We start from the raw sequence: 23,865 nt of genomic DNA on the forward strand, positions 1-23,865 counted from the left end.
AAGTACCGATGGCTCTTCTCACCAAGGCGGAGACGCCGCCGCCCCCACGGAGACGGCGCAGACTGATCTACCGGCTCCGGGTGTTGCGCCACGACCCCACCGCGGCACTCGGCCTGATCCTCGTCGCCCTGCTCGCCTACCTCGTCGTGGCGCCGTTGGTCGCGGTGGTGTCGGACGCGTTCCGGCTGCAGTACGGCGACGACGTGCACGCCGGGCAACAGCCGGGCGAATGGACCGGCTACTACCTGTGGCGGGTGTTCCGCTCGCAGATCAGCGGCCTGCTGTTCTGGGAGCCGTTGCTCAACACGCTGGTCGTCGCCGTGGGCACCGTGGTGTTCGCGGTGGTCGTCGGTGGCGGCATGGCCTGGCTGGTGACCAGGACCAACGTGCCGGGACGCAAGTGGCTCGCCGGTGCGCTGGTGGTGCCGTACATGCTGCCGTCGTGGACGTTCTCGCTGGCCTGGCTGTCGCTGTTCAAGAACGAGCGCGCCGGCGGCCAGGTCGGATTCCTGCAGGCCCAGGGCATCCGGACACCCGACTGGCTCGCGTACGGCGCGGTGCCGATCATCATCACCCTGGGGCTGCACTACTACCCGTTCGTCCTGCTCCTGGTCGGAAACGCGCTGCGCCGCATCGACGCGCAACTGGAGGACTCCGCCCGCGTCCTCGGCGCCCCGCAGCGGACCGTGATCCGGAGGATCGTGGCGCCCCTGATGCTTCCGGCGATCTCCTCGGCCGTGCTGCTGGTGATCGGCCGCGTTCTCGGCACGTTCGGCACGCCCTACGTCCTCGGCCTGCCGGCCGACTTCCGGGTGCTGTCGACGGGGCTCTACCAGTCGATCCGGGACCGCAGCACCGGAGTGGCCTCCGTGCTGGCCACCGTCATCGTGATCATCGGCATTCTGATCGTCTTCACCGACAGCAGGCTGATGCGCGAGCACCGCCGGTTCGTCACCGTGGGCGGCAAGGGCGCGATGGACCGGCTGGGCGACCTGCGCCGCTGGCGCTGGCCCGCCTTCGGGCTCGGCCTGATGGTCTTCGCCCTGAGCGTGCTGGTCCCGGTGTTGACGCTGCTGCTGTCGACGGTCACCCGTACGCCGTTGGACCTGTCGACGTTCACCCTCGACTTCTGGCTGGCCGAACGGCTGCCCGGAGCGGTCGGCTTCCCGCACGGCGTCTTCCGCGGCTCGGAGCTGTGGACCGCCGCCTGGAACTCGCTCCGCATCGTCGGCCTGGCCTCGCTGATCTGCGCGTTGTGCGGGCTGCTGGTCGGTTACGTGGTGGTGCGCGGGACCGCGCCGCGCATCGCCGAGTTCCTCCGGCAGGTCTCCTTCCTGCCGTACCTCATCCCCGGCATCGCGTTCGCGGCCGCCTCGCTGTCGCTGTTCGCCGTCGCCAGGGGGCCTGTCCCCGCGTTGTACGGGACGACGTTCCTGCTCATCCTGGTGATGGCCGTGACGCACCTGCCGTACAGCTCGCGCTCGGGCATCGCGGCGATGATGCAGCTCGGCCGCGAGCCGGAGGAGGCCGCGCAGATCGCCGGCGCCTCCTGGTGGCAGCGGATGCGGCGGATCATCTTCCCGATCCAGAAGGGGGCGCTCGTCACCGGGATCGTGCTGCCCTTCATCTCCGGGCTCAAGGAGCTCAGCATCGTGATCATGCTGACCACCACCGGCACGGAGCTGCTCACCACCCTGTCGATCGGCCTCGTGGACTACGGATACACCCAGCTCGCCAACGCGGTCGTGCTCGTGATCGCCTTGGTCTCCTTCACCATGACCTACCTGACCCAGCGGCTGACCAAGAGCAGCCTGGCGTCCGGCCTTGGAGGATAGATGCCGAACATCACCCTGAGCGGAGTCGCCAAGAGCTACGGCGGTGGCGACCACGCCGTGAAGAACCTCGACCTGACCGTGCCCGACGGCGCGTTCATGTGCCTGCTCGGCCCCTCCGGCTGCGGCAAGACCACCACGCTGCGCATGATCGCCGGTCTCGAACAGCCCAGCGCGGGCACCATCGCCGTCGGCGACCGGATCCTCGACTCCGTCGAGCGCGGCCTCTACGTGCCGCCGGAGAAGCGCGACATGGGGCTGGTCTTCCAGAACTACGCCCTCTGGCCACACCTGTCCGTGCGCGAGAACGTCGAGTTCGGGCTGCGCATGCGCAAGGTGCCCGCCCCCGAGCGGCGGGCCAGGGCTGCCGCCGCGCTGAAGATGGTGCACGTCGACGCCGCCATGGAGCGCTACCCCTCCCAGCTGTCCGGCGGGCAGCAGCAGCGGGTCGCGCTGGCCAGGATGCTCGCGATCAACCCCACGGTGCTACTGCTCGACGAGCCGCTGTCCAACCTCGACGCCCGCCTCCGCCTGGAGATGCGGGCCGAGCTCAAGCGCATTCACGACGAGTCCGGCGCGACCATCGTCTTCGTCACGCACGACCAGTTGGAGGCCCTCACCATGGCCACCGACATCGCGGTCATGAACGAGGGCGAGCTGCAGCAACTGGCCGCTCCGATGGAGTTGTACGCCAGGCCCGCCAACCGGTTCGTCGCCGAGTTCGTCGGCAGCCCGCCGATGGCGATCGTCGACGTCGGCGCCGCCCCCACGGGACTGGCCGGCTCACTGCTGCGCTTCGTCGAGTCCCGCGCCGCCGGATGCGCTCCCGCCGGCATCGGCATCCGGCCGGAGGCACTGCGCCTCGACCCGCCGCCCGATGCCGCCTGGTCCGAGGAGGCGCTGGTCGAGGCCGTGTTACCGGCCGGCTCCTCATGGACCGTACGGCTGCGCATCCTGGACGCCGAGCTGTACGCGCTGTCGTACACGCCGGTCGAAGCCGAGCCCGGCGACACGCTGACCTGCTGGACCGACCAGATGCACCTGTTCGGCGAGGGCGGCGACCGGATCTCGTCCTGGGACAGGACGAAGGTCGGCGCGTGATCCGGCCGACGGCGCTGCTCCTCGACTTCGGCGGCGTGATGGTGGAGAGCGTGAAGCGCCCGTCGTGGGGGGCGGAGCTCGCCAGCGAGGTGCACGACCGCCTCGGCAGGGCCGGCTTCCACGGTCTCACCGTCGAGGAGGTCGAGAGCGACATCCGGGCGGGCGCCCGCGCCGACACGTACTGGAAGGACTCGACCTCCAGGCAGTTCGCCCCCGAGGAGATGACGCACCGCCGGTTCTGGGCCGACTTCGTGGCCGGAGACTGGCCGGAGCAGGCGCGGGCGCTGGTGATCGCCGAGGCGACACCACTGTGCGCGCGGATGGGCGAGTTGCGCGGCGACCGCAAGACCCGCCCCGGCATGGAGGAGCTCCTGGCGGCGTGCTGGTCGCGCGGTGTCACACCCGGGGTCGTCAGCAACGCCCTCTGCGGAGCCGTCCACCGTGACTATCTCGCCCGCACCGGCCTCGACCGTCAGGTGGCGGTGCAGGTCTACAGCGACGAGGTCGGCGTCCGCAAGCCCAATCCGGAGATGATCTGGATCGCCTGCCGGGCCCTCGGCGTCGATCCCGCCGACACCTGGTACGTCGGCGACAACTACGACCGGGACGTGGTCTGCGGGGCCCGCGCCCAGGTGGGAGCCACCGTCCTGATGGTCTCCCGGAGCACGGACAAGATCCCTTACAAGGTACGGCAGAGCCCTCAGGCGACCGTCGAGGATCCGCGCGGCCTTCTGAACCTCCTGGAGGAGACATGGACCTGAACGGCTCGCGTGAGCTGGCGGCCATCGCGTCCGAAGCGGCCCGATCGGTCGGCGACCAGCTGAGGGACGCCTTCCGGTCCCGGCCCGCCGTCCAGACCAAGCGCGACTTCCACGACCCCGTGACCGAGCACGACAGGGCGGCCGAGGAGCGCATCCGGGAGGTCCTGACCCGCCTGTGCCCCGGCAGCGTGGTGGAGGGCGAGGAGGACGGGGTGCGGGGCGAGGGCGACCTCCGCTGGTACGTCGACCCCATCGACGGCACCGCGAACTTCGCCGCCGGCCTGCCGTTCTTCTGCACCTCGATCGGGGTGGCGGTGGACGGCGCGGTGGTGGCCGGCGTCGTCTACGACCCGGTCCGCGACGACGAGTTCACCGCCTCGCTCGACGGCGCCCGCTGCAACGGGGAGCCGATCCGCAGCCGGGGCGCGCGCGTGGATCGGGAGGCGGTGCTGCTGTCGAGCTATCCCACCCCGCGCGATCTCGCCGCGGAGGGCGACGCGGCCCTGCGCAGGTTCGGCCGGATGGTCAACGCCTTCGCCAGCACGCGCCGTCCCGGGAGCGCGGCTCTGAAACTGGCGCACGTCGCGGCCGGCTGGTCCGACGTCGCGTACGGCACGCACGTCAACCCCTGGGACGTGGCGGCCGGCTCGCTGCTGGTCGAACAGGCCGGAGGCGTCTACATCCCGCTGTCCGGCAGCGTCTTCACGCCCGGCGGCTATCTGGCCTGCGTGGGCGGCTTCGACCTCGCGGGGTCCGTGATGGCCGAGGTCGCCACGGTGCGGAGCGCCTCGTGATCCGCTGGATCGTCACCGATCTGGACGGGACCCTCGTCGGACGCGATCTGGTCATGGTGCCCGCCAGCCGCCGGGCGCTGCGCCGCTTCCTCGCGGCGGGCGGAGAGGTGTTCATCGCGACCGGACGGATGGAGGCGTCGGCCCGTCCCTTCTACGACGAGCTGGGCCTGTCCGGGGAGGCGATCCTCTACAACGGCGCCCGGACCGTCGACCTCGGCACCGGTTCCGTGCTGCGCTCGCACCACCTGCCCCCGGCCGCCTGGAAGTCACTCCTCGGCCTGTTCGACGAGCTTCCACACGGCGTCCATCCGGTGGCGTTCTCCGGTGGGGAGGCCCTGGCCACGCACGACGTGCCGGAGCTGCGGCGTTTCGCCCAGCGTGACGGGATCCGGCTGCGGCATCCGGGCGACTGGTCCAGCCTGCCGCCCGGCGAGATCACCAAGTGCATGCTGATCGGAGCTCCCCTGCCCAGCCTGGACATCCCGCAGACGACCCTCGTCCGATCCGAGGCCACCTATCTGGAGGTGCTGCCCCCGGGCGCGACCAAGGGCGCGGCGCTGCGCGAGCTGGCCCGGTCCCGGGGCGTGCCGCTGACGCAGGTCGCCGCCATCGGCGACAACCCCAACGACCTCGACATGCTCGAAACCGCCGGGCTCGGGGTCGCGGTCGGGGACGGCCATCCCGACGTCCGGGCCGCGTCCGACGTCGTCGTCGGCGCCTGCGCGGACGGCGCCGTCGCCGACCTGGTGGAGCTGGCCCTGTCGTAGTCCCGTCATGGGGTCGAATCTGACGAGATCGCGTCAGATACCGGCTCAGTTCCTGGTTCCGGCGCCGGTCGGCTCTCTAAGGTGCAAGCCATGCACCCCGACCCGCCCGGTGGAGCGACGGCCGTCGTCACCGACCTGATCTCCTATCCCGTCAAGGGATGCGCCGGCATCCCGGTGACCGAGACGCTCGTGACGGCGGCCGGCCTCGCGCACGACCGCAGCTTCATGGTGACCGGCGACGACGGCGTGTTCCGCAGCCAGCGACGCGATCCGCGACTCGCCACCATCCGCCCCACGACCGACGCGGAGGGCGACCGGCTCACGCTCCGGGCGCCGGGCTTCGAGGCGCTGACCGTCCAGGTGGACGTGCGTGGCGCCCGGCGCGACGTGCTGATGTTCGGCGACCCGTACAAGGGGATCGACCAGGGGCGGGCCGCGGCCGAGTGGCTGTCCGACGTGCTGGGCGTGCCGAGCAGGCTGGTACGGGTGCCGCCCGAGCACGATCGGGTGACCGGCGGCTGGATCCCGGGCAGGCCCGGCTACGCCGACAGCGGCGCGGTGCACCTCGTCTCCGAGGCGACACTCGCCCTGCTCAACCAGCGGCTCGCCGACGGTGACGCGGCGCTGCCGATGGCCCGCTTCCGTCCCAACATCGTCGTCGGCGGGTGGACCCGACCGCACCAGGAGGACCTGGTCCGGCGGCTGCGCATCGGCGACACCGGGCTCGGGTACGCCAAGCTCGCCATCCGGTGCGCCGTCACCATGGTCGACCAGGAGAGCGGCGGCAAGGTGGGGCCGGAGCCCATCCGCACCCTCGCCACCTATCGCCGCACCGCCGGCGGCGGGGTCGCGTTCGGCGTGAAACTCTCCGTCGTACGGACCGGCAAGCTCGCCGTCGGCGACGAGGTCGTCGTCGAGTCCTGGGGCGAGCCGGAGCTCCAGGCGCCGTGAGTCACACCCCTGCCGCGCGGGCGGATCTCCCGGTGAAGTGCTCAGGTCGACCGGTGGAGCAGGCTCCGGACCTCCGCCAGCAGATCGACCTGAGCCCGCCAGTCACCGCCCGAGATCCCGATGACCGCGTGCCGCGCCCCGGCGTCGCGGTAGGCGGCCAGCCTCTCGGCCGCCTTCTCCGGATGACCGGTGAGCGGGATCTCGGTGACCTCCTCCAGCGGGCGACCATAGGCACTCGCGATGCCCGAGGCGATCTCCTCCCGGGACGGCAGACCCGGCCCGGATCCCAGAGCGCCGGCACCTCCGATCGCGATGACCGGCGCGGGCCGGCCGTGCTCGGCGGCCAGCTCGGCGAGCCGCGCCCCGCCCTTGGCGACCTCGGCGGGGGAGATCAGGGAGGGGAACCAGCCGTCCGCCAGCCGCGCCGCCCGCTGGATCGCCACGCCGGAGGCGTTGCCCACCCACACCGGCGGCATCGCCACGGCGGGCGCCAGCTCGACGACCGGCTCGCCCGGCTCGTCCCGCAGCCGGGTCTTCTCGCCCGCCAGCAGTCGGGGAAGCAGCTCAAGAGCGGTGTCGGTGCGTCCGCCGCGCTCACCGTAGGGCACTCCGGCGGCGGCCCACTGCGCGGGCCCGCCACCCGAGCCCACCCCCAGCACGAGGCGGTCGCGGGACACATACTGCAGGGTCGCGATCTGCTTGGCGACCCAGGCGACGGGCCTGATCGCGGGGACGAACACGCTGGCGCCGATCCTGACCCGGCCGGTGGCCGCGGCGGCGGTGGCCAGGGCGATCGACACGTCGAGCACCGGCCCGCCGACCGCCAGATGGTCGCCGTGCCACACACCGTCGAGCCCGGCGTCTTCGGCATGCCGAGCGGCCTCTCGCAGGTCGATGCCATCGCGACGTTGGACGGCGATGCCAGGCAGGATGACGCCGATCTCGAAGCTCTCCATGGGCACAGCATGCGACCTCAAGCCAGGTTGAGGTCAACATGGGCACAGCGCGCGACCTCAAGCCAGGTTGAGGTCAACGTGCGGGTCGGGGCCCGGGCGCGCCCGAGGGTCGGCCCCGACCGCGTGACCAAGACCGGCCGTTGCCGCCGGCCGGGTCGCAGGTCCTGACCGTTGTGCCCCCGGTCGTCGCCGCCGACCGTGCGGCAGGCCCGACCGCTGTACCGCACGGCCGTTTGCCGCCGGCCGTGCGGCACGGCGGTCAGGAGGTGCCGCCGAAGTCGACCTCCTTGGTCTCGACCGTCCCGGCCGTCCGCCCCGGTGCCGCCTGGAAACGCCAGTAGAGGTTGGTGTGCGCGATGACCTGCTCCACCGGCGGCGCCCCCCACGCCGTCTTGTCCTGGGCCGTGTGGGCGTCGCCAACCAGGATCGCGTCGTATCCCCTGGTGAACGCGCCATGCAGCGTCGATCGGATGCACGCGTCGGTCTCCGCTCCGGCGACGACGAGCCGGCCGACCCCGAGGCCCGACAGGACGGTCTCCAGGGTGGTGTCCTCGAAGGAGTCGCCGTAGGACTTCTCGACGAGCGGCTCGGCGTCGCCCGGAGCCAACTCGGGAACGATCCGCCATTCGACGCTCCCTCTCACGAGCTCCTCGTCGAAGTGCTGCACCCAGACGACCGGAACCCCTTCGCGCCGTGCCGTCTCGACCAGGCTGCCGATGTTGGCCACGACCGCGTCGCGCTCGTAGGCGCCCTCGACGACGGCGTTCTGCACATCGACCACGAGCAGCGCGGTGTGGGGGCGGTTCTCGAGAGTGGTCATGGTCTCCCCTTGATGATCCGGTGTCCACCCACCGTAGACGGCCCCACCGACAACGAGCGGGTCGGTCACTCCTGGCGTCCCAGCGGGCCGAACACCACGTCCTTCTCCTGCCGCATGACCTGGCCTCCCGTGCCGTACGCGGTCACCGTGACCGGCGGCGAGTCCAGAATCGTGAGCGGCTCACCCAGCGCGTCCTCGCGTCCGCGTGGATCCGGGACCGACTTCCCGGGCACCCGGGCGATGAAGAACCCGTTGCTCACCCGCGCGTCCGTCCGCCTCCCGTCCGCCCAGTCGATCTCGACCCGGCGCACCTCGGCGGTCACCCGGCCGGCCACGACCCGGTAGGGCTCATCCCTCTGCAGCCGTTCCGGCCCCACAGCGTACGAATGCGTCTGCACGGTGTAGGCGTCCACCCGGAGACCGTCTGAGATGTCCGGCAGATTCCCCGGGGCCTCGAATCCCCAGTAGGTGAACACCGCACGCTCCGCGAACTCGGGCTGCGTGGTCGGCGTACAAAGGACGAAGCCGGACTCGCTGCCGACCAGAGCGGTCGACCCGCCCTGGTCCCGGTACTCCGCCAGCAGCCGGAAGTCCCGCACGGCGCCGTGCTCGGAGATGCGCCGCTCGCCGTCCATGTTGTGGACCGGCCCCCCCTTGGGCATGCACTCGCGGACGGCCCGCAGTTGCTCAGGGGTGTTGTCCGGCAACGTCGCCACACCCGCCGCCGTGTGCCCGCCGGGTCCGCCGAAGGCGCCCGTGACCACTACCGCGACCACCGAGGCGGCCGCCACGAGTCCGGCGATCGACCACGACAGGCGCCGTCGGCGGATCGAGCCGGCCCGTGCCCGCCTGACGTAGGCGAGCGCGTCCACGGGTCCCGCCTCCTCGGCCATCAGTCGCAGCTCTCCGGCGATCCGCTGTTCGTCGACGGTCATCTCAGGCCTCCAGGGTGATGGTCTCGCCGACCAGCTCGCGCAACCGGGCGACGGCTTGGTGGGTCTGGCTGCGCACGGTCCCCACCGAGCAGCCCATGATCTTGGCGACCTCGGACTCCGGGAGGTCCTCGTAGTAGCGCAACACCAGGACCGCCCACTTACGCGCGGGCAGGGAACGCAGCGCCTGGGCCAGGGTGAGGCGCGTATCGACCTCACCGGTCCGGTCCTGCGAGACGCTTTCGGGGGGCGTCTGGACCACGCGTTCACGGCCCCAGCGCGGACTTCGCCAGCGACCGACCTGGTCGCGGTACATGACCTGGCGCACGTACGCCTCAGGACTGTCGCGGATCCGTCGCCAGTGCGCGGCGGTCTTGGTCAGCGCCGTCTGCAGCAGGTCCTCGGCGGTGTGCTGGTCATTGGTCAGGACGTAGGCGAGCCTGATCAGACTGTCGGAGCGGGTGGCGACGAACTCGGTGAAATCTCGATGCTGGTCGGGGTGCACAAGGTTCTCCTCGGGTCTCATCCGCTTAGATGCGGACAAGCCCGTGGATCTATGGCGTCGATCTCGGACTCGCCGATCATCAGCCGGACGACGCCCGAGCGGGCTGCCGCGGGATCGCGTGGCGCCCTACCCGGTCAGTCACGCTCCAGGTCGAGCAGCCCGCGCCGGAAGGCGACGGCGACGGCCGCCGCCCGGTCGTTGACGCCGAGTTTCGTGTAGATGTGCAGCAGGTGCGACTTGACCGTGGCCTCGCTGATGAACAGCCGTGCGGCCACTTCGCGGTTGGTGGTGCCCTGGGCGACAAGGTCCAGGATCTCCAACTCCCGCGCGCTCAGCGGCTCGGCCGGCGCGCGCACCTGCCCGAGCAGGCGGGTCGCGACCGACGGGGAGAGCACGGCCTCGCCCCGCGCAGCCGTACGGACGGCTCGGACGAGGTCGTCGCGCTGGGTGTCCTTGAGCAGGTAGCCGGTGGCCCCGGCCTCGACGGCGGGCAGGACGTCCTTGTCGGTGTCGTACGTGGTGAGGACGAGGACCCGGGCGGTGATCCCGAGCCGGGCGAGCTCCCTGATGGCCGTGACACCGTCCATGTTCGGCATGCGAAGGTCCATGAGGATCACGTCCGGGTCCAGTGCCCGGGCCAGGTCGACGGCCTGCGCGCCGTCGGCGGCTTCGGCGAGCACCTCGAAGCCCGGGTCGCTGGCGAACATGCCGCGGATGCCGTCGCGGACGATGGGATGGTCGTCGGCGATCAGCAACCGGATCGGACGTTCAGCCACGCGTCACCGCCGGAACACTGGCGGAGATCGCGGTGCCGCCGCCCGGCTCTGACTCGATCGCCAGCGTGCCCGCCAGGCGGTTCACCCGCTTGCGCATCGAGGCCAGCCCGAAGCCGCCACCGTCGCGGACGCGCTCGGGGTCGAATCCGGCGCCGTCGTCGCGTACGTCCAGGGTGACCACATCCTCCATGTACGACAGGGTCAGCCCGACCCGCGACGGGCCCGCGTGCTTGGCCGCGTTGGCCAGGGCCTCCTGCGCCGTGCGGAGCAGTGTCTCCTCCACCTCGGGATGCATGGGACGGACCGTACCAGTCGTGGTGAAGTCAGCCCGCACCTCGTTGAGCTCGCTCCACCGGGCCACGACCTCGCGCAGCGCCTCGGGCAGCGGCGCCGACTCCAGCTCGCCGGGCCCGACCGCGTGGACGGAGCGCCGGGCCTCGGCCAGGCTCTCCCGCGCCAGCCGTACGGCGTTGTCCACGTACCGCTGCCAGTCGTCGGCCTGCCTGGCCGCCTGGAGTTGGGTGATGATGCCGGTCAGGCCCTGCGCGAGGGTGTCGTGGATCTCCCCCGCCATGCGCTGCCGCTCGTCCAGCACGCCCGCCTCCCGCGCCTGGAGCAGCAACTGGGCATGGAGACCGGCGTTCTCCCGCATCGCCTCCTCGAGTTGCGCCACCATTCGGGTCCGCTCGTCGCTGCGCTCGGCGGTGATCTCGCCGACGAAGCTGAACAGGCCGACCACGGCCACGATGGCGACGGTGAAGAGCAGATAGGTGAGGATCCCGGAAGGGGTCAGGTCGGGCGGCCCATCGTTGTAGGCCGCGACACTGATCGCCGCCGTGGCGGTCACTCCGACGAACCGCCACATCCCCTTCAGGTACTGCCACGAGTGAAGGTAGCCGGTGAAACCGAAGAAAGCGGCGAACCACACCCCCTGCGTACAGAGCACTCCGATCACCACCACGAGCCCGGCCACGTAGACCGCGCCTCGCGGCACCAGCCAGATCCAGGCGGCGGCCATCCCGGCCAGAGCGACGGGCACCCACGACCAGCCGTCGGTGAGGAGGGCCAACACCGTGGAGATCATCAGCAGGACGTACGGAGCCGCCGCCATCTGGCGTTGCAGAAGCCGTTCCCACCGGTCGAGCCGCCCCGTCATGCTTCACTCCCAGCGGAAGAACCGGGCTGCGGCGATGCTGATGACCAGCGCGTACGCGGCCAGCACCATCAGGAGCAGCGGATCAGGCGCGCCCCCCGCCCAGACATCCTGCAAGCTCTGCCGGAAAGCGCCCAAAGGAGTGTATTCGCCGACAGTGGCCAAGATAACCGGCATCTGGTCCTTGGGCTGCATCAGCCCGGCGAGGAAGGCCATCGGAAAGTACAGCAGGACACCCCACCCGTTGGCGGTCCGCCCGTTCGGAGCCAGAGCCGCGATGAGCAGCCCGATGGCGAACATCGCCGCCGTACCGAGCAGGAACGCCACCGCGACCAGCAACCCCCGGGAGGGCAGGTGAGCCCCCAGCATGGTGCCCGCGACGGTCATCAGCAGGCCACAGGCGACCACCGCCAGCACGAGCTGCAGGAGCAACTGCACCACCAGCATGTTCGCCGGACGCACTGGGGTGGCGGAGAGCCGGCGCAGGATGCCCCGCTCGCGATAGGTGGCCAGAGTGGTCGGCAGCAGGTAGAGCCCCACGAGCCCCACGGCGATGGCCAGCGCCATCGGCAGCAGCACGGTGTCACCCGGTTCGAGGGAGCTCCCGAAGACCACCAGGATGAACAGCGGGATGAGCAGCGAGAACATCGCGCCCGGCTCCCTGGTCAGCAGCTTCAACTCGACGATGGCCAGCTTGGTCATGATTGTCTCCGTCAGTGGTTGGGGTCGAACGAACGGCCGGTCAGGGCGACGAAGGCGTCGTCGAGGGTGCGCTTGTCGATGCGCAGATCGCTGACCAGGATGTGGTGCCGGGCGAGCGACGCGGTGACGGTCGTGGCGAAATCACCGCGGCCCGTGACGACCACCCGGTTTCCGGTCCTGCTCACCCCGGTCACGCCGGGCAGCTCCCCCAGCTCGACCAGGTCACCGCTCACCAGCGTGAACCTCATGTGATGCTCGGCGTCGCCCCCGCCGATCAACCCGTCCGGGGTGTCGATCGCGACGACCCGGCCACCGTCGAAGACGGCGACCCGGTCGCAGAGCTCCTCCACCTCGTCCATGAAATGGCTGACCAGCACCACCGTCACACCGCTCGCACGAACCTGCTTGATCAGCTCCCAGGTCGTACGGCGGGCCTGCGGGTCGAGCCCCGTGGTCAGCTCGTCGAGAAAGGCCACCCGCGGATCGCCGACCAGCGCCAGGGCGATGAACAACCGCTGCTTCTGCCCCCCCGACAGCTTCCCGAACCGGGCGTCGCGCTTGTCGGCCAGCCCCCACTCCTCCAGCAACCGCCTCCAGTCGCGCGGCCTGGCGTAGAAGGAGGCGTAGAGGTCCAGCGCCTCCCACACCTTGATGTTCTCCGGCAACTGCGTGTGCTGGAGCTGCACCCCGATCCGCTCCCGCAGCTCCCGCCCATCCTTGACCGGATCCAACCCCAGCACCCTGACCGACCCGGCATCGGGCCGGCGCAGTCCTTCCACACACTCGACGGCGGTGGTCTTGCCGGCGCCGTTGGGCCCGAGGATGCCGAAGATCTCGCCCTCCTCCACGGAGAACGACACCCCGTCCAGAACCGTCAGCTCTCTGTACCGCTTGCGCAGGTCGGTGACCTCGATGACTGCCATGGCTCAAGCATCTTGCGCCCACTCCTCGGGCGAATCGGCCCGTCAGCCAGGTTCCTCCCGGTACGCGGCTGACCCTGGAATCCACCGATCGGTTGATGCCGGGTACGCGAGTTTTCCGGTACACGGCAGCCGGCCGTTTCAGGTGGCGGTGTACTGCGCGGCGTACTCCTCGGATGGGGCGATCGGCGTGATGACGTCGATCAGCACGCCGTTGGGGTCCGGCACGATGAAGTGCCGCTGGCCGAAGTCCTCGTCGCGCAGCGGCAGCTCCGGAGTCAGCCCCTCGCCGACGACCAGGCGCTCCCACTCGGCGTCGACGTCGGCCACCTCGACGTTGAGCAGCAGTCCCGCGACCGGCCGCCGGTAGGCCTGCGGCAACGTCTGATGAGTGTGGTCGAGCAGCGCCAGCTCGTGGGAGCCGCGGCGCAGGCTCACGTACCAATCGGCTTCGAACGTCACCTCGAAGGCGAACAGCCGCACGTAGAAGTCCTTCGATTCGGCCACCTTGGCCGTGCAGATCACCGGATAGAAGCCGGTCAGGTCCATGACTCTCCCTTTCACATACCATCGGTATGTGACGGTACGGTAGTTCGCGTACTCTCGGTATGTCAATGTGAGGGGCATGGTGACCAGAGCGGAGCAGAGGGAGCGCACCAGACGGACACTGGTCGCCGAGAGCAGGCGCCTGTTCGCCGCCAAGGGCTACGCCGCGGTGGGTCTGGCGGAGATCGTGCGCGAGTCCGGAGTGACCAAAGGAGCGCTCTACCACCATTTCGAGGGCAAGGCCGACCTCTTCCGCGCCGTCCTGGACGAGGTGCAGCAGGAGGTGGCGGGCCGGGTGGTCGCGGCGGCCGAGGCGGCGGGAGATCCGTGGGCCCGGTTCAAGGACGGGTGCGCGGCCTTCGTGACCGCGAGCGCCGACCCCGAGATCCAGCGGATCATGCTGATCGACGGGCCGGCGGTGCTCGGCTGGAACGACTGGCGGGCGATGGACGAGGGCGCCTCCGCCAAACACCTGGCCGAGGCGCTCACCGACCTCGTCGAGAGCGGCACGATCCCCGACCAGCCGATCGCGCCGCTGACCCACCTGCTGTCGGGAGCGATGAACGAAGCGGCCCTGTGGCTGGCCCAGACCGCCGCCCCCGGCGACCTGACCGCCACACTCGCGGCGCTGTCTCGCCTGCTGGAGTCACTGCGCGCGCCCTGACGTCCCTGGTCCGGAGCCGCCGATCCGGCGCGCGCGGTCGATGTCGGCTCGTTCCATCTCGTCCAGCGACAGTTCGACGGCGGCCAGCGCCTGCTCCAGCAGGGGAAGCAGGCGGTGTCTGAGGGCGCGGATCCTGCGGTTGGTGGAGGCGACCTCGGCCGCCACGACGCGTACGGCTTCCGCGGCGATCGCGTGCTCCAGCCCGGCGCGCAGGGCGGCACGGTAGGCGTCCTCGGCGGGAACGAGCGCGGTGGTGACCGGGAGGGGAGCCGCCGCGCCCGGTTCGGGGAACGCGCACGAGACCCGCGCCGGATAGCCCGTCCCCACGGCGTCGGCCCAGTGCACGTGCACCTCGGCGAGGTCGTCGCCGGCCGCCAGGCGCACCGCCCGCCGGCCACCGAGCCGGGTCACGCGGCGGAGCCATTCGTCGGCCGCCCGGCACGCGGCGGACCACTCCGCCTCGGTCCGTGCCGCGTTCCGGGCGAGCCGGTCCTGCTCCCGCCGCAAGATCCACAGCTTCTTGTCGAGCACGTCGAGCCCGTGCCGGACCGCGGGCAGGCGGCGACGCAGCCACATCGCCCCGCCCGGCCAGGCGGGATCCGCAGTCTCATGACTCTCCCTCGTATCCCGCTTCCAGCGCCTCCTCGCTGAGCATCGACAGTTCGCCGCGGCAGCACGGAGACCACCTGCCAGGCCCGTTCGAACGTCTCCTCCAGGGTGCGGACCTCGTCGGGCCGCTGGGCCAGCAGGCGAGTCCGGAAGGCCTCCGCCATGGCCAGGTAGCGGCGGTCGGCCGGGCTCAGCGCGCTCTCCCCCACCACGTCGGCGAGTTCGCCGGCCTGCCGGGCGCGGGACAGCCCGCCTGAATCTGCGCGGCCAGGTCCAGATGCTCGGGCCGGGTCCGTCCCGCGCCCACCCCCGCGCGCATCATGCGGGAGAGGGACGACAACGGATCGATGTGCGGGTACGAGGTGACCTCACGGCTCAGCAGAATCTGGCCTTCGGTGAGGTCGGGCACGGGATGGGTGATGTCTCCGGCGGGCATGCTCAGCACCGGCAGCACGGTGACGGAGCCGGGACGCCCCCGGATCCGGCCGCACCGCTCGTAGATGGAGGCCAGGTCGCTGTAGAGATAACCGGGGTAGGCCCGGCGGGCCGGAATCTCGCCACGGGCGGTCGACACCTCGCGCAGCGCCTCGCAGTAGCTCGTCATGTCGGCCAGCACGACGAGAACGTGACGGCGCAGGACGAACGCCAGATGCTCGGCCACGGTCAGCGCTATCCGCGGCGTGAGCAGCCGTTCGATCACGGGGTCGCCGGCGAGGTTGAGCAGCACCGTCAGCTCCGCGGCCGACGAACGCGTCTCCAGGATGTCGCGCACCGTCCCCGCGTCGCCATGGGTCAGTCCCATGGCGGCGAAGATCACGCTGAACGGCGCGTCACCGGTATGGGCCTGGGCGGCCACCTGGGCGGCGAACTCCAGGTGGGGCAGGCCGCTTTCGGCGAAAACGGCAATCTTCTGGCCGCGGACCAAGGTGGTCAGCGCGTCGACGGCGGAGACCCCGGTGATCATGGGTTCGGCCGGAGGTTCCCGCACCGTGGGATTCATCGGGAAGCCGGCCACGGGGGCGCTGTCGTGGCCGAAGACCGGCGGGCCGCCGTCAAGGGGCCGGCCGCGCCCGTTGCAGACGCGTCCCCGCCATCCGGCCCCGACCGGGATGCGCAGCGGGCTCCCCGCGAAGGTGACCCGGGTCGTCTCCGCCCTGAGTCCTCCGGTGCCCTCAAGGACCTGGACGACGGCGAGATCGCGATCGACGTCCAGGACGAGGCCGTGCCTGCGCTCACCGGACTCCAGCGTGATCGTGGCGTACTCGTCCCAGCCGACGTTCTGGACGCCCTGGACGACGACGAGGGGGCCGCGTAGCTCGGCCACGTCGGTGTACTCGATCGGAGCCCACGTCGTCACCGCAGCGTCTCCAGATCGTTCAGCACGGTGTCGCGCCGTGCCTCGACCTCTTCCTCCGGCGCCTCCTTGGCGCGCAGGAGGGGAGAGAAGTCGCGATCTTCGACCGCGGCGGCGGGCACTCCCCGCTCGACCAGGTCCTGGCAGCGCGCCAGGACCGCCAGCAGCGCGTCGGCGATGAGAGCGGTCCGTTCGGGCCGGCAGTACGCGTCCAGACTGCTCAGCGAGCTCTGCCGCAGGAAGCCCTCCCGCAGCAGCCGCCCGGCCAGCAGGCCGATGCGCTCATGGGCGGGCAGCGCGCCTGCCCCCACCAGCTCGGCCAGCGCGGTCAACCGGTCGGCCTCGGCCAGCAGGCCGCCCACGCGCGCGCGGCGGGCGGCGGGCGGCGGGCGGCGTTCGCCTGGTCATCCCGGGTCAGGGCGTCGGCGTCGCGGGAGAAGGACTCGCGCCAGGAGATCGCCGGGTAGTGCCGCGCGTAGGCGAGGTCGCGGTCCAGGGCCCACAGCGTCCGCACGAACCGCTCCGTCTGCGCGGTGACGGGCTCGGTCAGATCTCCGCGTGTCGCCCCCGCGACCCACGAAGCGGTCATGATCGCTCATCGGCCAGGGACCTGACCAGGTCGGTCACCCGGGCCACCAGCTCCGGCATCCGGGCGGCCGAGCGCGTGCGGACCCCCTCAGCGGCGGCTGAGGGCGCCGACTCGGCCACCGTTTGATCGTGGTGCCGTCGAGCGAGAGCCGCCGACCGAGCACGCTCGGCATCCGCCTGCGCGTGGGCCGAGGCGACGATGGCCGCGGCCCGGTCGTGGGCGCGCGCCCGCATGCGGTCGCCACGGCGCTGGGCGCGTTCGCGCTCGTTCGCGCACGCGGCCTGGATGTCGGCGAGTGCGGAGAAGATCGGCTCCAGCTCCTCGGCCTGGTCGGCCACGTAGTCCTCGGGAACCCCTGCGGGCGCCGCCGCCCCGGGCACGCCGGAGGGGCGAAACCGGGCCAGGAAATCGCCCAGCCGGATCATCGCTCTCACCTCCCCGCCCCCCGTCACCTTGGGTCATGCCCCCGGCACAACCAACGGCCGGTCAGCACACGGCCGTATGTTGGCCAGGCCGCGGACCGACGGGTCAGCCCCGCGCGCCGCGCAGGCGCACGGCGGTGACCTTGTACTCCGGGCAGGAGGTCACGGTGTCGGCGTGATCGGAGGTGAGGGCGTTCGCCCGGCTGGACGGGAAGTGGAAGGTACAGAAGAGCTGGCCCGGCGCGACCTCCTCGGTGAGCCGGGCCGGAAGCGAAGCCTGCCCGTGCCGGCTTTCGACCAGCACCGTGTCGCCGTCGCGCACGGCGTGACGGGCGGCGTCGGCCGGGTGCAGGTCGAGGTGGTCCGAGGGGGCGAGCTCGATGGTGCCGGACCGCCTGGTCATGTTGCCGGAGTTGTAGTGCGCCCATCGGCGGCCGGTGATCAGGATCAGCGGATAGTCGTCGTCGGGGCTCTCGCCCGGCGGCAGGTAGGGGCGGGCGGCCAGCCGCGCCCGCCCGTCCGGCGTGGCGAATCCGTCCAGGTAGAGCTTGGCCTCCCCGGGATGTCCGGGGTCGGGGCACGGCCAGGGGATGGCGCCTTCGCGATCGAGCCGCTGGTGCGATATCCCGGCGAACACCGGCGCCACCTGGCCGCATTCGGCCAGCGCCTCGGCGGGGGTCGGGCAGCCCAGGTCGGCACCGTAGGCGGCGGCGATCGCGTGCACAATGGCGAAGTCCGTGCGTGCCTGGCCGGGGGGAGCCAGGGCGGGCCGTACGCGCTGGAAGCGCCGGTCGAAGTTGACGAAGGTGCCGTCCTTCTCCAGCCAGGACGCGGCGGGCAGGACCACGTCGGCGTGGCGGGCGGTCTCGGACAGGAACAACTCCTGGCTGATGACCAGTGGGCAGGACTCCAGTGCCTCGATGACCTGGTTGGTGTCAGGGTCGGTGGCGCACACGTCCTCCCCGACGATCCACAGCACCCGCAGGGCCCCTGAGCGTGCCGCCGCGAACATCCTCGGGATGCGCAGGCCCTCGTGGTCGGCCAGCCGGGCACCCCACACCCGCTCGGCCCGCCCACGCGCGACGCCGTCGGTGACCCGGCCGTAGCCGGGCAGCAGATCGGGCAGGGCGCCCATGTCGGAGGCCCCCTGGACGTTGTTCTGCCCTCTGAGGGGGTTCACGCCGAACCCGTGATCGGTGCCGACCGCGCCGCGCAGGATCGCCAGGTTCGCCAGGGTACGAACGCCGTCGGTGCCGTGCAGGTGCTCGGTCACGCCGAGCCCGTAGACGATGGCCGGCCGCTCGGCCACCCCGTACAGACGGGCCGCCGCGACCAGATCCGCCGCGGGCACGCCGGTGATCGAGGCCACCCGGTCGGGCGGGTAGCCGGCGAGCATCGCGGTCAGCTCCGGCAGCCCACTGGCGCGGTGCCGCAGGAATTCCTCATCGACCAGGCCGTCCGTGAGCAGCACGTTGGCGAGCCCGTTGAACAGGGCGACGTTGGTCCCTGGGCGGGGCCGCAGGTGCACGTCGGCGTGGCCCGCGAGCCCGACGGCCCGGGGGTCGACGACGACCAGCCGCGTGCCGTGCAGCACTCGCTGAAGCAGCCGCGCCCCGACGACCGGGTGCGCCTCGACGGGATTCGCGCCAACCACGAGCAGGCAGTCGGCGCGCTCCACGTCCTCGAAGGCGTCGGTGCCGCCGGACAGGCCGAACGCGGCGGTCAGTCCGGCGGCGGACGGAGAGTGGCACAGCCGCGAGCAGTTGTCGACGTTGTTGGTGCCGATGACGACTCGCATGAACTTCTGGATCAGGTAGTTCTCCTCGTTGGTGGCCCTGGCCGAGGTGATCGCCGCCACCGCGTCGGGGCCCGCCTCGGTCACCGCGGCCCGCAGCCCGCGGGCGATGTGGCCGAGCGCCTCGTCCCAGCTCACCGGCTCCAGGCCGGACCGGCGGCGCAGCAGCGGCTGCATGATCCGCTCAGGAGAGCGCAGGAACCCGTGGGCGAAGCGGCCCTTGACGCACGCGTGTCCCCGGTTGACCGGGCCGTCCGCGGCGGGGCGCACCGCGGCGACCTCACCCTCCCGGGTCAGCACGTCGAGCGCGCAGCCGACGCCGCAGTATCCACAGGTGGTACGCGTGCGGGTGAACGCGGCCAGGTGAGTGCCGATCGGCAGCCCCGGTTCGGTGAGGGCGCCGGTGGGGCAGGTGTCCACGCAGCCTCCGCACGCGACGCAATCCGATGCGGCCCAGGGGCCACCGGTGCCGGGCGCGACCACCGTCTCCGAGCCGCGCCCCACCAGCGTGAGCGCGAACGTGCCCTGGACCTCGGCGCACATGCGTACGCAGCGACCGCAGGCGATGCACAGATCCCGGTCGAGATGGACGAACGGATGAGAGTGGTCCAGGCCCCTGCCGGCACCGCCTTGCGCGGCTTCCGGCCCGATGCCCAGGGCCCCGCACACCCGGGCCAGTTCCCCATCCCCCTCCAGCGCCCGCGGCGGAAGCGCTGAGACGATCACCTCCACGGCGTCACGGCGCAACCGGCGCAGGTCCTCTTCCTCGACACTCACCTGGGCGCCGTCGACGGCGGGGGTCACACAGGCCGCGACGACTCGCCCGTCGAGCCGTACCAGGCAGGCCCGGCAGGAGCCGGCGGGCGTCAGCCGCTCGTCATGGCAGAGCGTGGGCAGATCGACGCCCGCCGCGCGTAGCGCCGCCAGCACCGACGCCTCCCCCGGGAGATCGACGACGGCCCCCTCCACCGTGACCCTCATCCGCCCCACCCCCGCAACCGATCCCCGTAGGCGCGGACCAGGCTCCGCACCGCGTGCGGCAGCCGACGACCGAACGCACACAGACTGGCCTCGCTCATCACGTTCAGCATGCGGGTGTAGGAGTCACCCGGTGGGGCGCCGGACCTGGCCTGCTCCAGCCCGTGACGGGAGCCGACCCGGCACGGCGAGCAGGCGCCGCAGCTCTCCGCCGCGCCGAACCCCCACACGTGCCGCAGCACGTCCAGCGGCTCCAGCCGCCGGTCGACGGCCACCAACCCGGCATGCCCCAGCGCGGCACCGTAACCCGCCAGCCCCGCCTCCGTGAGCGGCACATCGAGATCCTCTTCCGCCAGGAACCCACCCAGCGGGCCGCCGACCTGCAGCACACCGAGGTCGGCCCCCTCCCGCAAGCCGCCGCCCAACTCGGTGACGATCCACCGCACCGGCACGCCGAGCTCGACCTCGTAGCAGCCGGGCCGGGCGAACCGCTCCGACAGGCAGACCAGCTTCGTACCGGTCTCCCCGGGCGCGCCCCGGCGGGCGTAGGCGCCGCCACCTCGGCTGACGATCCACGGCACCGCGGCCAGCGTCTCGACGTTGTTGACCACCGTCGGCGCACCCCACACCCCCTGGCTCGTCGGGTACGGCGGGCGCGCCCGCGCACAACCGCGACCGCCTTCCAGCCCCGCGATCAGCGCCGTCTCCTCGCCCGCGACATAGGAACCGGCGCCGGCCACCACCTCCACGTCCAGATCCACGTCACTGCCGTGCACCCCTCGGCCCAGGTGCCCATCGGCGCGCGCCTGCTCCACGGCCTGCCGCATCGCCGCCAGCGCCCGCGGATACTCCGAACGCACCAGGATCAGACCTCGGCGGGCCCCGCTGGCGAAGCAGGCCAGCGCCAGCCCTTCCAGCACCCGCGCCGGGTCGGCCTCCATCAGCAGCCGGTCGGCGTACGAGCCGGGATCGCCCTCGTCGCCGTTGGCGATCACCACCGTGTCCGGAGAGCCGCCCGCCGCCGCCCACTTGGCCGCCACGGGAAAGCCCGCGCCGCCCCGGCCCCGCAGGCCTGAGGCCCCGACCTGCGACCGCACCCACTCCGGCGAGCGCCGGCCGACGGTCTCCATCCAGCTCCGCCACGCGGCTTCACCTGCCACGATCCCCGCCAGCACGACCGTGTCGCCGGTGGCGTCAGCCGCCGGGATCGGCGGTGCCTGCGGGCGCGCATGTCCGGCCACCTGGTCGACGACATCCGGGCCGACACAGGGGGTCTCCCCGTCCAGGCAGGCGGGGCCGGCGTAGCAGTAACCGAGGCAGCGGACCGTCCGCAAGGAGACGCCCCCGTCCCGATCGGGACCCTCATCGGCCATGACGCCGAGCACGTCCTGGATGGCGGGCAGCTGCCGGCCCGCCTGAGCCGCGAAGCACGCGGTCGCGGTGCAGACCCGCACGTGGCGGTCGCCGTGCGGGATGGCCAGGTCCGCGTAGAACGTGGCCGGCCCCAGCCCCGCCGCCGCGGGCAGCCCGAACCGTCCGGCCACCTCCGGCGCCCAGCTCCCAGGCCCTTCCCTGTGCTCCTCGGCACCTTCGGCAAGAGCCTCGATCAGGCGGACACCTGGCCGGCCGCGCCGCTCAGCCAGGGCGCGAAACGCATCGAAAGGATGGCATCACGAATTTCTACCTGCCCATTTCCCGGATAACAGACACACAGTGATGCGCTCAGGCCCCGGTGGGGGCGCGACCGTGATCGGCCGCGTACGCGGCGAACACCTCCGCGGGCTGGCCGTCCGTGTGGAGGAAACGCTGATCAAGGATGGTGGCGAGGTCTTCCAACGCACCGGCCAGCAGGGCGGCCGTCAGCCGCACATCTGCCCGTCGGGCCGTCTGCCCCAGCTGGGCGAGGTGAGTGGCATAGCCGATCGTGGCCGCCAGGGACGAGTGGTCCTCACCGTCATGGAAGTAGTAGCCCTCGGCGTACTGGGTGAAGTCGATACGGACACGCACCACCTCGGTCGCCAGGCTTCCCAGCAATGACGCACCCACGGCGCAGTCGAGCTGCCCCACGGACGGGTCCGTGCGGTGCAGCAGCGCCAACCGGATCGCGAGCACCCGCCGGCGGGTCAGCGTTGGGAAGATCTCCAGCACCCACGAGACAGTGGCCGTCAGGAGGACGAAGCCGATGAGAGCTTCCAGCGGCGAGGCCACGCGGAGCCAGCCTTCGGCAGGCACGATGTCCCCGAGCCCGAGGGTGGCGACCATGACGAGTGACAGGTAGATGGAGTCGAGTAGTTCCGGCTCCTGCGACAGGCCGGAACCAGGCGCGAAGGCGAATGCCTCCGGCATGTGCGGCCAGTAGACGATGGCCCAGCCCAGGATGATGGTGACGGCCCACATGCCGACCACCGTCACCATGGCGAGCGGACCGACGAGCCCGACCACCCGCCTGCGCGCCCGGAGACGCCCGGCCAGTTTCCACAACCCCGCCATGACGAGTCTGCTCAGGCCTCCGTGGCGGGTGGGGTGCCAGAGCGTGTGGAACAGGTCTCGTAGGGCGGCCATGATGAGCGCGGCTCCGAGCAGCGAGACCAACCACTCCATTCATCTCTCCCGCAGTGTCCTGTGGAGCGGGCGACCCCGCGCAGCCGGGGCCGAGGTGATCGGCCGCCCGAGCCGGGCCGCGCTTGGAGCTTAGGCCGCAGACCTGGCCGGCGAACGCAGACTCGCCGCATCGCCGGCGCACCCAGGCTGTCCGAGCGGCAGAATCCACCAGGACACCCGGACTACGTGCACGACGACGTCTACGAGGACCCGGACGGTGTCAGCGGCTTCACCGATCAGAAATCCTCCGCCACGTCGTCAGTTCTGGTAGCCCCTCGCACCGGTGGAAGGATTGATGACCATGACCGACGTTAGACCGCTGGGCGTCGACGAGGCCACGTTTCTCGCGGCGGTCCGCTCAGGCGACACGGCGCGGTTCGCGCTTGTCACGGAGCGCCACCGGCGTGAGTTGCAGGTGCACTGCTACCGGATGCTCGCGAACTACGAGGACGCCCAGGACATGACGCAGGAGACGTTCCTGCGAGCGTGGAACAAGCGGGAGTCGTTCAAGGGCCACGCGACCCTGCGGACCTGGCTGTACCGGATCGCGACGAACGCCTGCCTCGACTTCCTGGAGAAGCGCAACGACCGCACACCCGTGCCTGCCGAGCTGCCGGGAGCGGGCTCGGAAGTGCACTACCTACAGCCCTACCCGGACCGGATCCTCCCGGAGGATCCGCAGGAGTCGGTGGTGGCCCGGGAGACGATCGAGCTGGCGTTCATCGTCGCCGTCCAGCACCTGCCGCCGCGGCAGCGGGCGGTGTTCATCCTGCGCGACGTCCTCGGCTGGCCGGCGCCGAAGGCCGCCGACGCCCTCGAGCTGACCGTCGCATCGGTGACCAGCGCACTGCAGCGGGCCCGTGTGACGATGCGCGAGCAGCTGCCCGACCGCCGCCTCGACTGGCGGCGCCCTGCCACGCATGAGCTGTCGGATGACGAGCGCGGCGTGGTGAAGTCGTATATCGACGCCCATGAGCGCAACGACCTCGACAGGCTGACGGCCCTGCTGCGCGACGACCTGCGCTTCACGATGCTGCCGGATCCGGGCACCTTGGTCGTCACGGCCAAGGACGCGGTGGACGGCTGGGTCTCCAGCGGGCTCTTCCAGCGCGGCTACGACGACTGGCGCTGCATCGCCACGACGGTCAACCGCATGCCTGCCGCCGTGCTGTACCTCCGCGGCCCCGACGACCCGGAGTACCGTTTGTTCAACATCGCGGTCCTGCACATCGTCGACGGGAAGGTCGCCGAGCTCACCGGATTCGACGCCTCCGACAAACCATGGCTGGACCTGCCCGCGACGCTGTGATCAGACAAGTCCCCATCGTCGACGAGTC

Annotated in this window: 25 protein-coding genes and 1 pseudogene; 8 read left to right on the plus strand and 18 right to left on the minus strand. The window is 71.5% G+C overall.

Annotated features, from left to right (window positions below):
* Window positions 1-8 precede the first annotated feature (8 nt).
* From AC5L3X_RS24090 to AC5L3X_RS24115, 6 genes are all read left to right on the plus strand, one after another.
* Window positions 9-1,835 carry an ABC transporter permease gene (locus tag AC5L3X_RS24090; protein WP_494859777.1) on the plus strand — a complete coding sequence of 609 codons (1,827 nt, stop codon included), beginning with the start codon at window positions 9-11 and terminating at the stop codon, window positions 1,833-1,835.
* The gene (locus tag AC5L3X_RS24095) at window positions 1,836-2,933 is read left to right on the plus strand and encodes an ABC transporter ATP-binding protein (protein WP_494859779.1); all 1,098 of its coding nucleotides are present in this window, start codon (window positions 1,836-1,838) and stop codon (window positions 2,931-2,933) included.
* A complete protein-coding gene (locus AC5L3X_RS24100) occupies window positions 2,930-3,694 on the plus strand; it encodes an HAD family hydrolase (RefSeq protein ID WP_494859781.1) in 765 nt (254 codons plus the stop codon). The genes AC5L3X_RS24095 and AC5L3X_RS24100 overlap by 4 nt, the downstream gene beginning before the upstream one ends.
* Entirely contained in the window at window positions 3,685-4,488 is an 804-nt protein-coding gene (locus tag AC5L3X_RS24105; RefSeq protein ID WP_189122444.1) for an inositol monophosphatase family protein, read from the plus strand. The genes AC5L3X_RS24100 and AC5L3X_RS24105 overlap by 10 nt, the downstream gene beginning before the upstream one ends.
* Window positions 4,485-5,255 carry an HAD family hydrolase gene (locus tag AC5L3X_RS24110; protein ID WP_494859783.1) on the plus strand — a complete coding sequence of 257 codons (771 nt, stop codon included), beginning with the start codon at window positions 4,485-4,487 and terminating at the stop codon, window positions 5,253-5,255. The genes AC5L3X_RS24105 and AC5L3X_RS24110 overlap by 4 nt, the downstream gene beginning before the upstream one ends.
* Window positions 5,256-5,345: 90 nt before the next feature.
* Window positions 5,346-6,206 (plus strand): MOSC domain-containing protein, encoded by an 861-nt coding sequence (locus tag AC5L3X_RS24115; protein WP_494859784.1) that lies wholly within the window; start codon window positions 5,346-5,348, stop codon window positions 6,204-6,206.
* Window positions 6,207-6,247: 41 nt separating this feature from the next.
* Here AC5L3X_RS24115 and AC5L3X_RS24120 read toward each other — a convergent pair whose 3' ends face one another.
* The 9 genes from AC5L3X_RS24120 to AC5L3X_RS24160 form a co-directional block, all read right to left on the minus strand.
* Window positions 6,248-7,162 (minus strand): LLM class flavin-dependent oxidoreductase, encoded by a 915-nt coding sequence (locus tag AC5L3X_RS24120; RefSeq protein WP_189122442.1) that lies wholly within the window; start codon window positions 7,160-7,162, stop codon window positions 6,248-6,250.
* 259 nt (window positions 7,163-7,421) lie between these two features.
* Window positions 7,422-7,982, minus strand: a complete 561-nt coding sequence (locus tag AC5L3X_RS24125) for an isochorismatase family protein (protein WP_189122441.1) — start codon at window positions 7,980-7,982, stop codon at window positions 7,422-7,424.
* Between the two features lie 65 nt (window positions 7,983-8,047).
* On the minus strand, window positions 8,048-8,917 hold the full coding sequence (locus AC5L3X_RS24130; RefSeq protein ID WP_494859787.1) for a hypothetical protein: 870 nt from the start codon (window positions 8,915-8,917) through the stop codon (window positions 8,048-8,050).
* Between the two features lies 1 nt (window position 8,918).
* Window positions 8,919-9,419, minus strand: a complete 501-nt coding sequence (locus AC5L3X_RS24135) for a SigE family RNA polymerase sigma factor (RefSeq protein WP_494859789.1) — start codon at window positions 9,417-9,419, stop codon at window positions 8,919-8,921.
* Window positions 9,420-9,553: 134 nt separating this feature from the next.
* The gene (locus AC5L3X_RS24140) at window positions 9,554-10,195 is read right to left on the minus strand and encodes a response regulator (protein WP_494859791.1); all 642 of its coding nucleotides are present in this window, start codon (window positions 10,193-10,195) and stop codon (window positions 9,554-9,556) included.
* On the minus strand, window positions 10,188-11,351 hold the full coding sequence (locus AC5L3X_RS24145) for a sensor histidine kinase (protein ID WP_189122437.1): 1,164 nt from the start codon (window positions 11,349-11,351) through the stop codon (window positions 10,188-10,190). The genes AC5L3X_RS24140 and AC5L3X_RS24145 overlap by 8 nt, the downstream gene beginning before the upstream one ends.
* A gap of 3 nt (window positions 11,352-11,354) precedes the next feature.
* Complete coding sequence (locus AC5L3X_RS24150) at window positions 11,355-12,050, minus strand: ABC transporter permease (protein WP_189122436.1); 696 nt, start codon at window positions 12,048-12,050, stop codon at window positions 11,355-11,357.
* Between the two features lie 11 nt (window positions 12,051-12,061).
* On the minus strand, window positions 12,062-12,973 hold the full coding sequence (locus AC5L3X_RS24155; RefSeq protein WP_494859793.1) for an ABC transporter ATP-binding protein: 912 nt from the start codon (window positions 12,971-12,973) through the stop codon (window positions 12,062-12,064).
* Between the two features lie 138 nt (window positions 12,974-13,111).
* Window positions 13,112-13,519, minus strand: a complete 408-nt coding sequence (locus AC5L3X_RS24160; RefSeq protein WP_494859795.1) for a VOC family protein — start codon at window positions 13,517-13,519, stop codon at window positions 13,112-13,114.
* A gap of 76 nt (window positions 13,520-13,595) precedes the next feature.
* Between AC5L3X_RS24160 and AC5L3X_RS24165 the strand changes: the two genes are divergently transcribed.
* A complete protein-coding gene (locus tag AC5L3X_RS24165; protein WP_189122433.1) occupies window positions 13,596-14,180 on the plus strand; it encodes a TetR/AcrR family transcriptional regulator in 585 nt (194 codons plus the stop codon).
* Here AC5L3X_RS24165 and AC5L3X_RS24170 read toward each other — a convergent pair.
* The 9 genes and pseudogenes from AC5L3X_RS24170 to AC5L3X_RS24210 all read right to left on the minus strand — a co-directional run bounded on the left by AC5L3X_RS24170 (window position 14,163) and on the right by AC5L3X_RS24210 (window position 22,528).
* Window positions 14,163-14,756, minus strand: coding sequence for a V-type ATP synthase subunit D (locus AC5L3X_RS24170; RefSeq protein WP_494859796.1), 594 nt, complete (start codon window positions 14,754-14,756; stop codon window positions 14,163-14,165). The genes AC5L3X_RS24165 and AC5L3X_RS24170 overlap by 18 nt on opposite strands.
* Before the next feature lie 137 nt (window positions 14,757-14,893).
* Window positions 14,894-15,001: pseudogene (locus AC5L3X_RS24175) on the minus strand (ATP synthase beta subunit C-terminal domain-containing protein); the annotation flags it as partial.
* Window positions 14,980-16,146: a V-type ATP synthase subunit B gene (locus tag AC5L3X_RS24180; protein WP_494859798.1), complete on the minus strand. Its 1,167-nt coding sequence runs from the start codon at window positions 16,144-16,146 to the stop codon at window positions 14,980-14,982. The gene AC5L3X_RS24180 and the pseudogene AC5L3X_RS24175, both read right to left, overlap by 22 nt.
* On the minus strand, window positions 16,143-16,505 hold the full coding sequence (locus AC5L3X_RS24185) for an ATP synthase beta subunit C-terminal domain-containing protein (RefSeq protein WP_494859800.1): 363 nt from the start codon (window positions 16,503-16,505) through the stop codon (window positions 16,143-16,145). The genes AC5L3X_RS24180 and AC5L3X_RS24185 overlap by 4 nt, the downstream gene beginning before the upstream one ends.
* Window positions 16,472-16,732 carry a hypothetical protein gene (locus AC5L3X_RS24190; protein WP_494859802.1) on the minus strand — a complete coding sequence of 87 codons (261 nt, stop codon included), beginning with the start codon at window positions 16,730-16,732 and terminating at the stop codon, window positions 16,472-16,474. Before AC5L3X_RS24190 ends, AC5L3X_RS24185 begins: the two co-directional genes overlap by 34 nt.
* Window positions 16,729-17,157, minus strand: coding sequence for a hypothetical protein (locus tag AC5L3X_RS24195; RefSeq protein WP_494859804.1), 429 nt, complete (start codon window positions 17,155-17,157; stop codon window positions 16,729-16,731). The genes AC5L3X_RS24190 and AC5L3X_RS24195 overlap by 4 nt, the downstream gene beginning before the upstream one ends.
* A gap of 103 nt (window positions 17,158-17,260) precedes the next feature.
* Window positions 17,261-19,930 (minus strand): formate dehydrogenase subunit alpha, encoded by a 2,670-nt coding sequence (gene fdhF, locus AC5L3X_RS24200; protein ID WP_494859806.1) that lies wholly within the window; start codon window positions 19,928-19,930, stop codon window positions 17,261-17,263.
* On the minus strand, window positions 19,927-21,570 hold the full coding sequence (locus tag AC5L3X_RS24205) for an NAD(P)H-dependent oxidoreductase subunit E (protein ID WP_494859954.1): 1,644 nt from the start codon (window positions 21,568-21,570) through the stop codon (window positions 19,927-19,929). Before AC5L3X_RS24205 ends, fdhF begins: the two co-directional genes overlap by 4 nt.
* Window positions 21,571-21,649: 79 nt before the next feature.
* Window positions 21,650-22,528 (minus strand): potassium channel family protein, encoded by an 879-nt coding sequence (locus AC5L3X_RS24210; protein WP_494859808.1) that lies wholly within the window; start codon window positions 22,526-22,528, stop codon window positions 21,650-21,652.
* Window positions 22,529-22,829: 301 nt separating this feature from the next.
* On the opposite strand from AC5L3X_RS24210, the gene AC5L3X_RS24215 reads away from it, so the two are divergent.
* Complete coding sequence (locus tag AC5L3X_RS24215) at window positions 22,830-23,837, plus strand: RNA polymerase subunit sigma-70 (RefSeq protein WP_494859810.1); 1,008 nt, start codon at window positions 22,830-22,832, stop codon at window positions 23,835-23,837.
* Window positions 23,838-23,865: the final 28 nt, after the last annotated feature.

Source organism: Nonomuraea sp. CX421, from assembly GCF_059358955.1.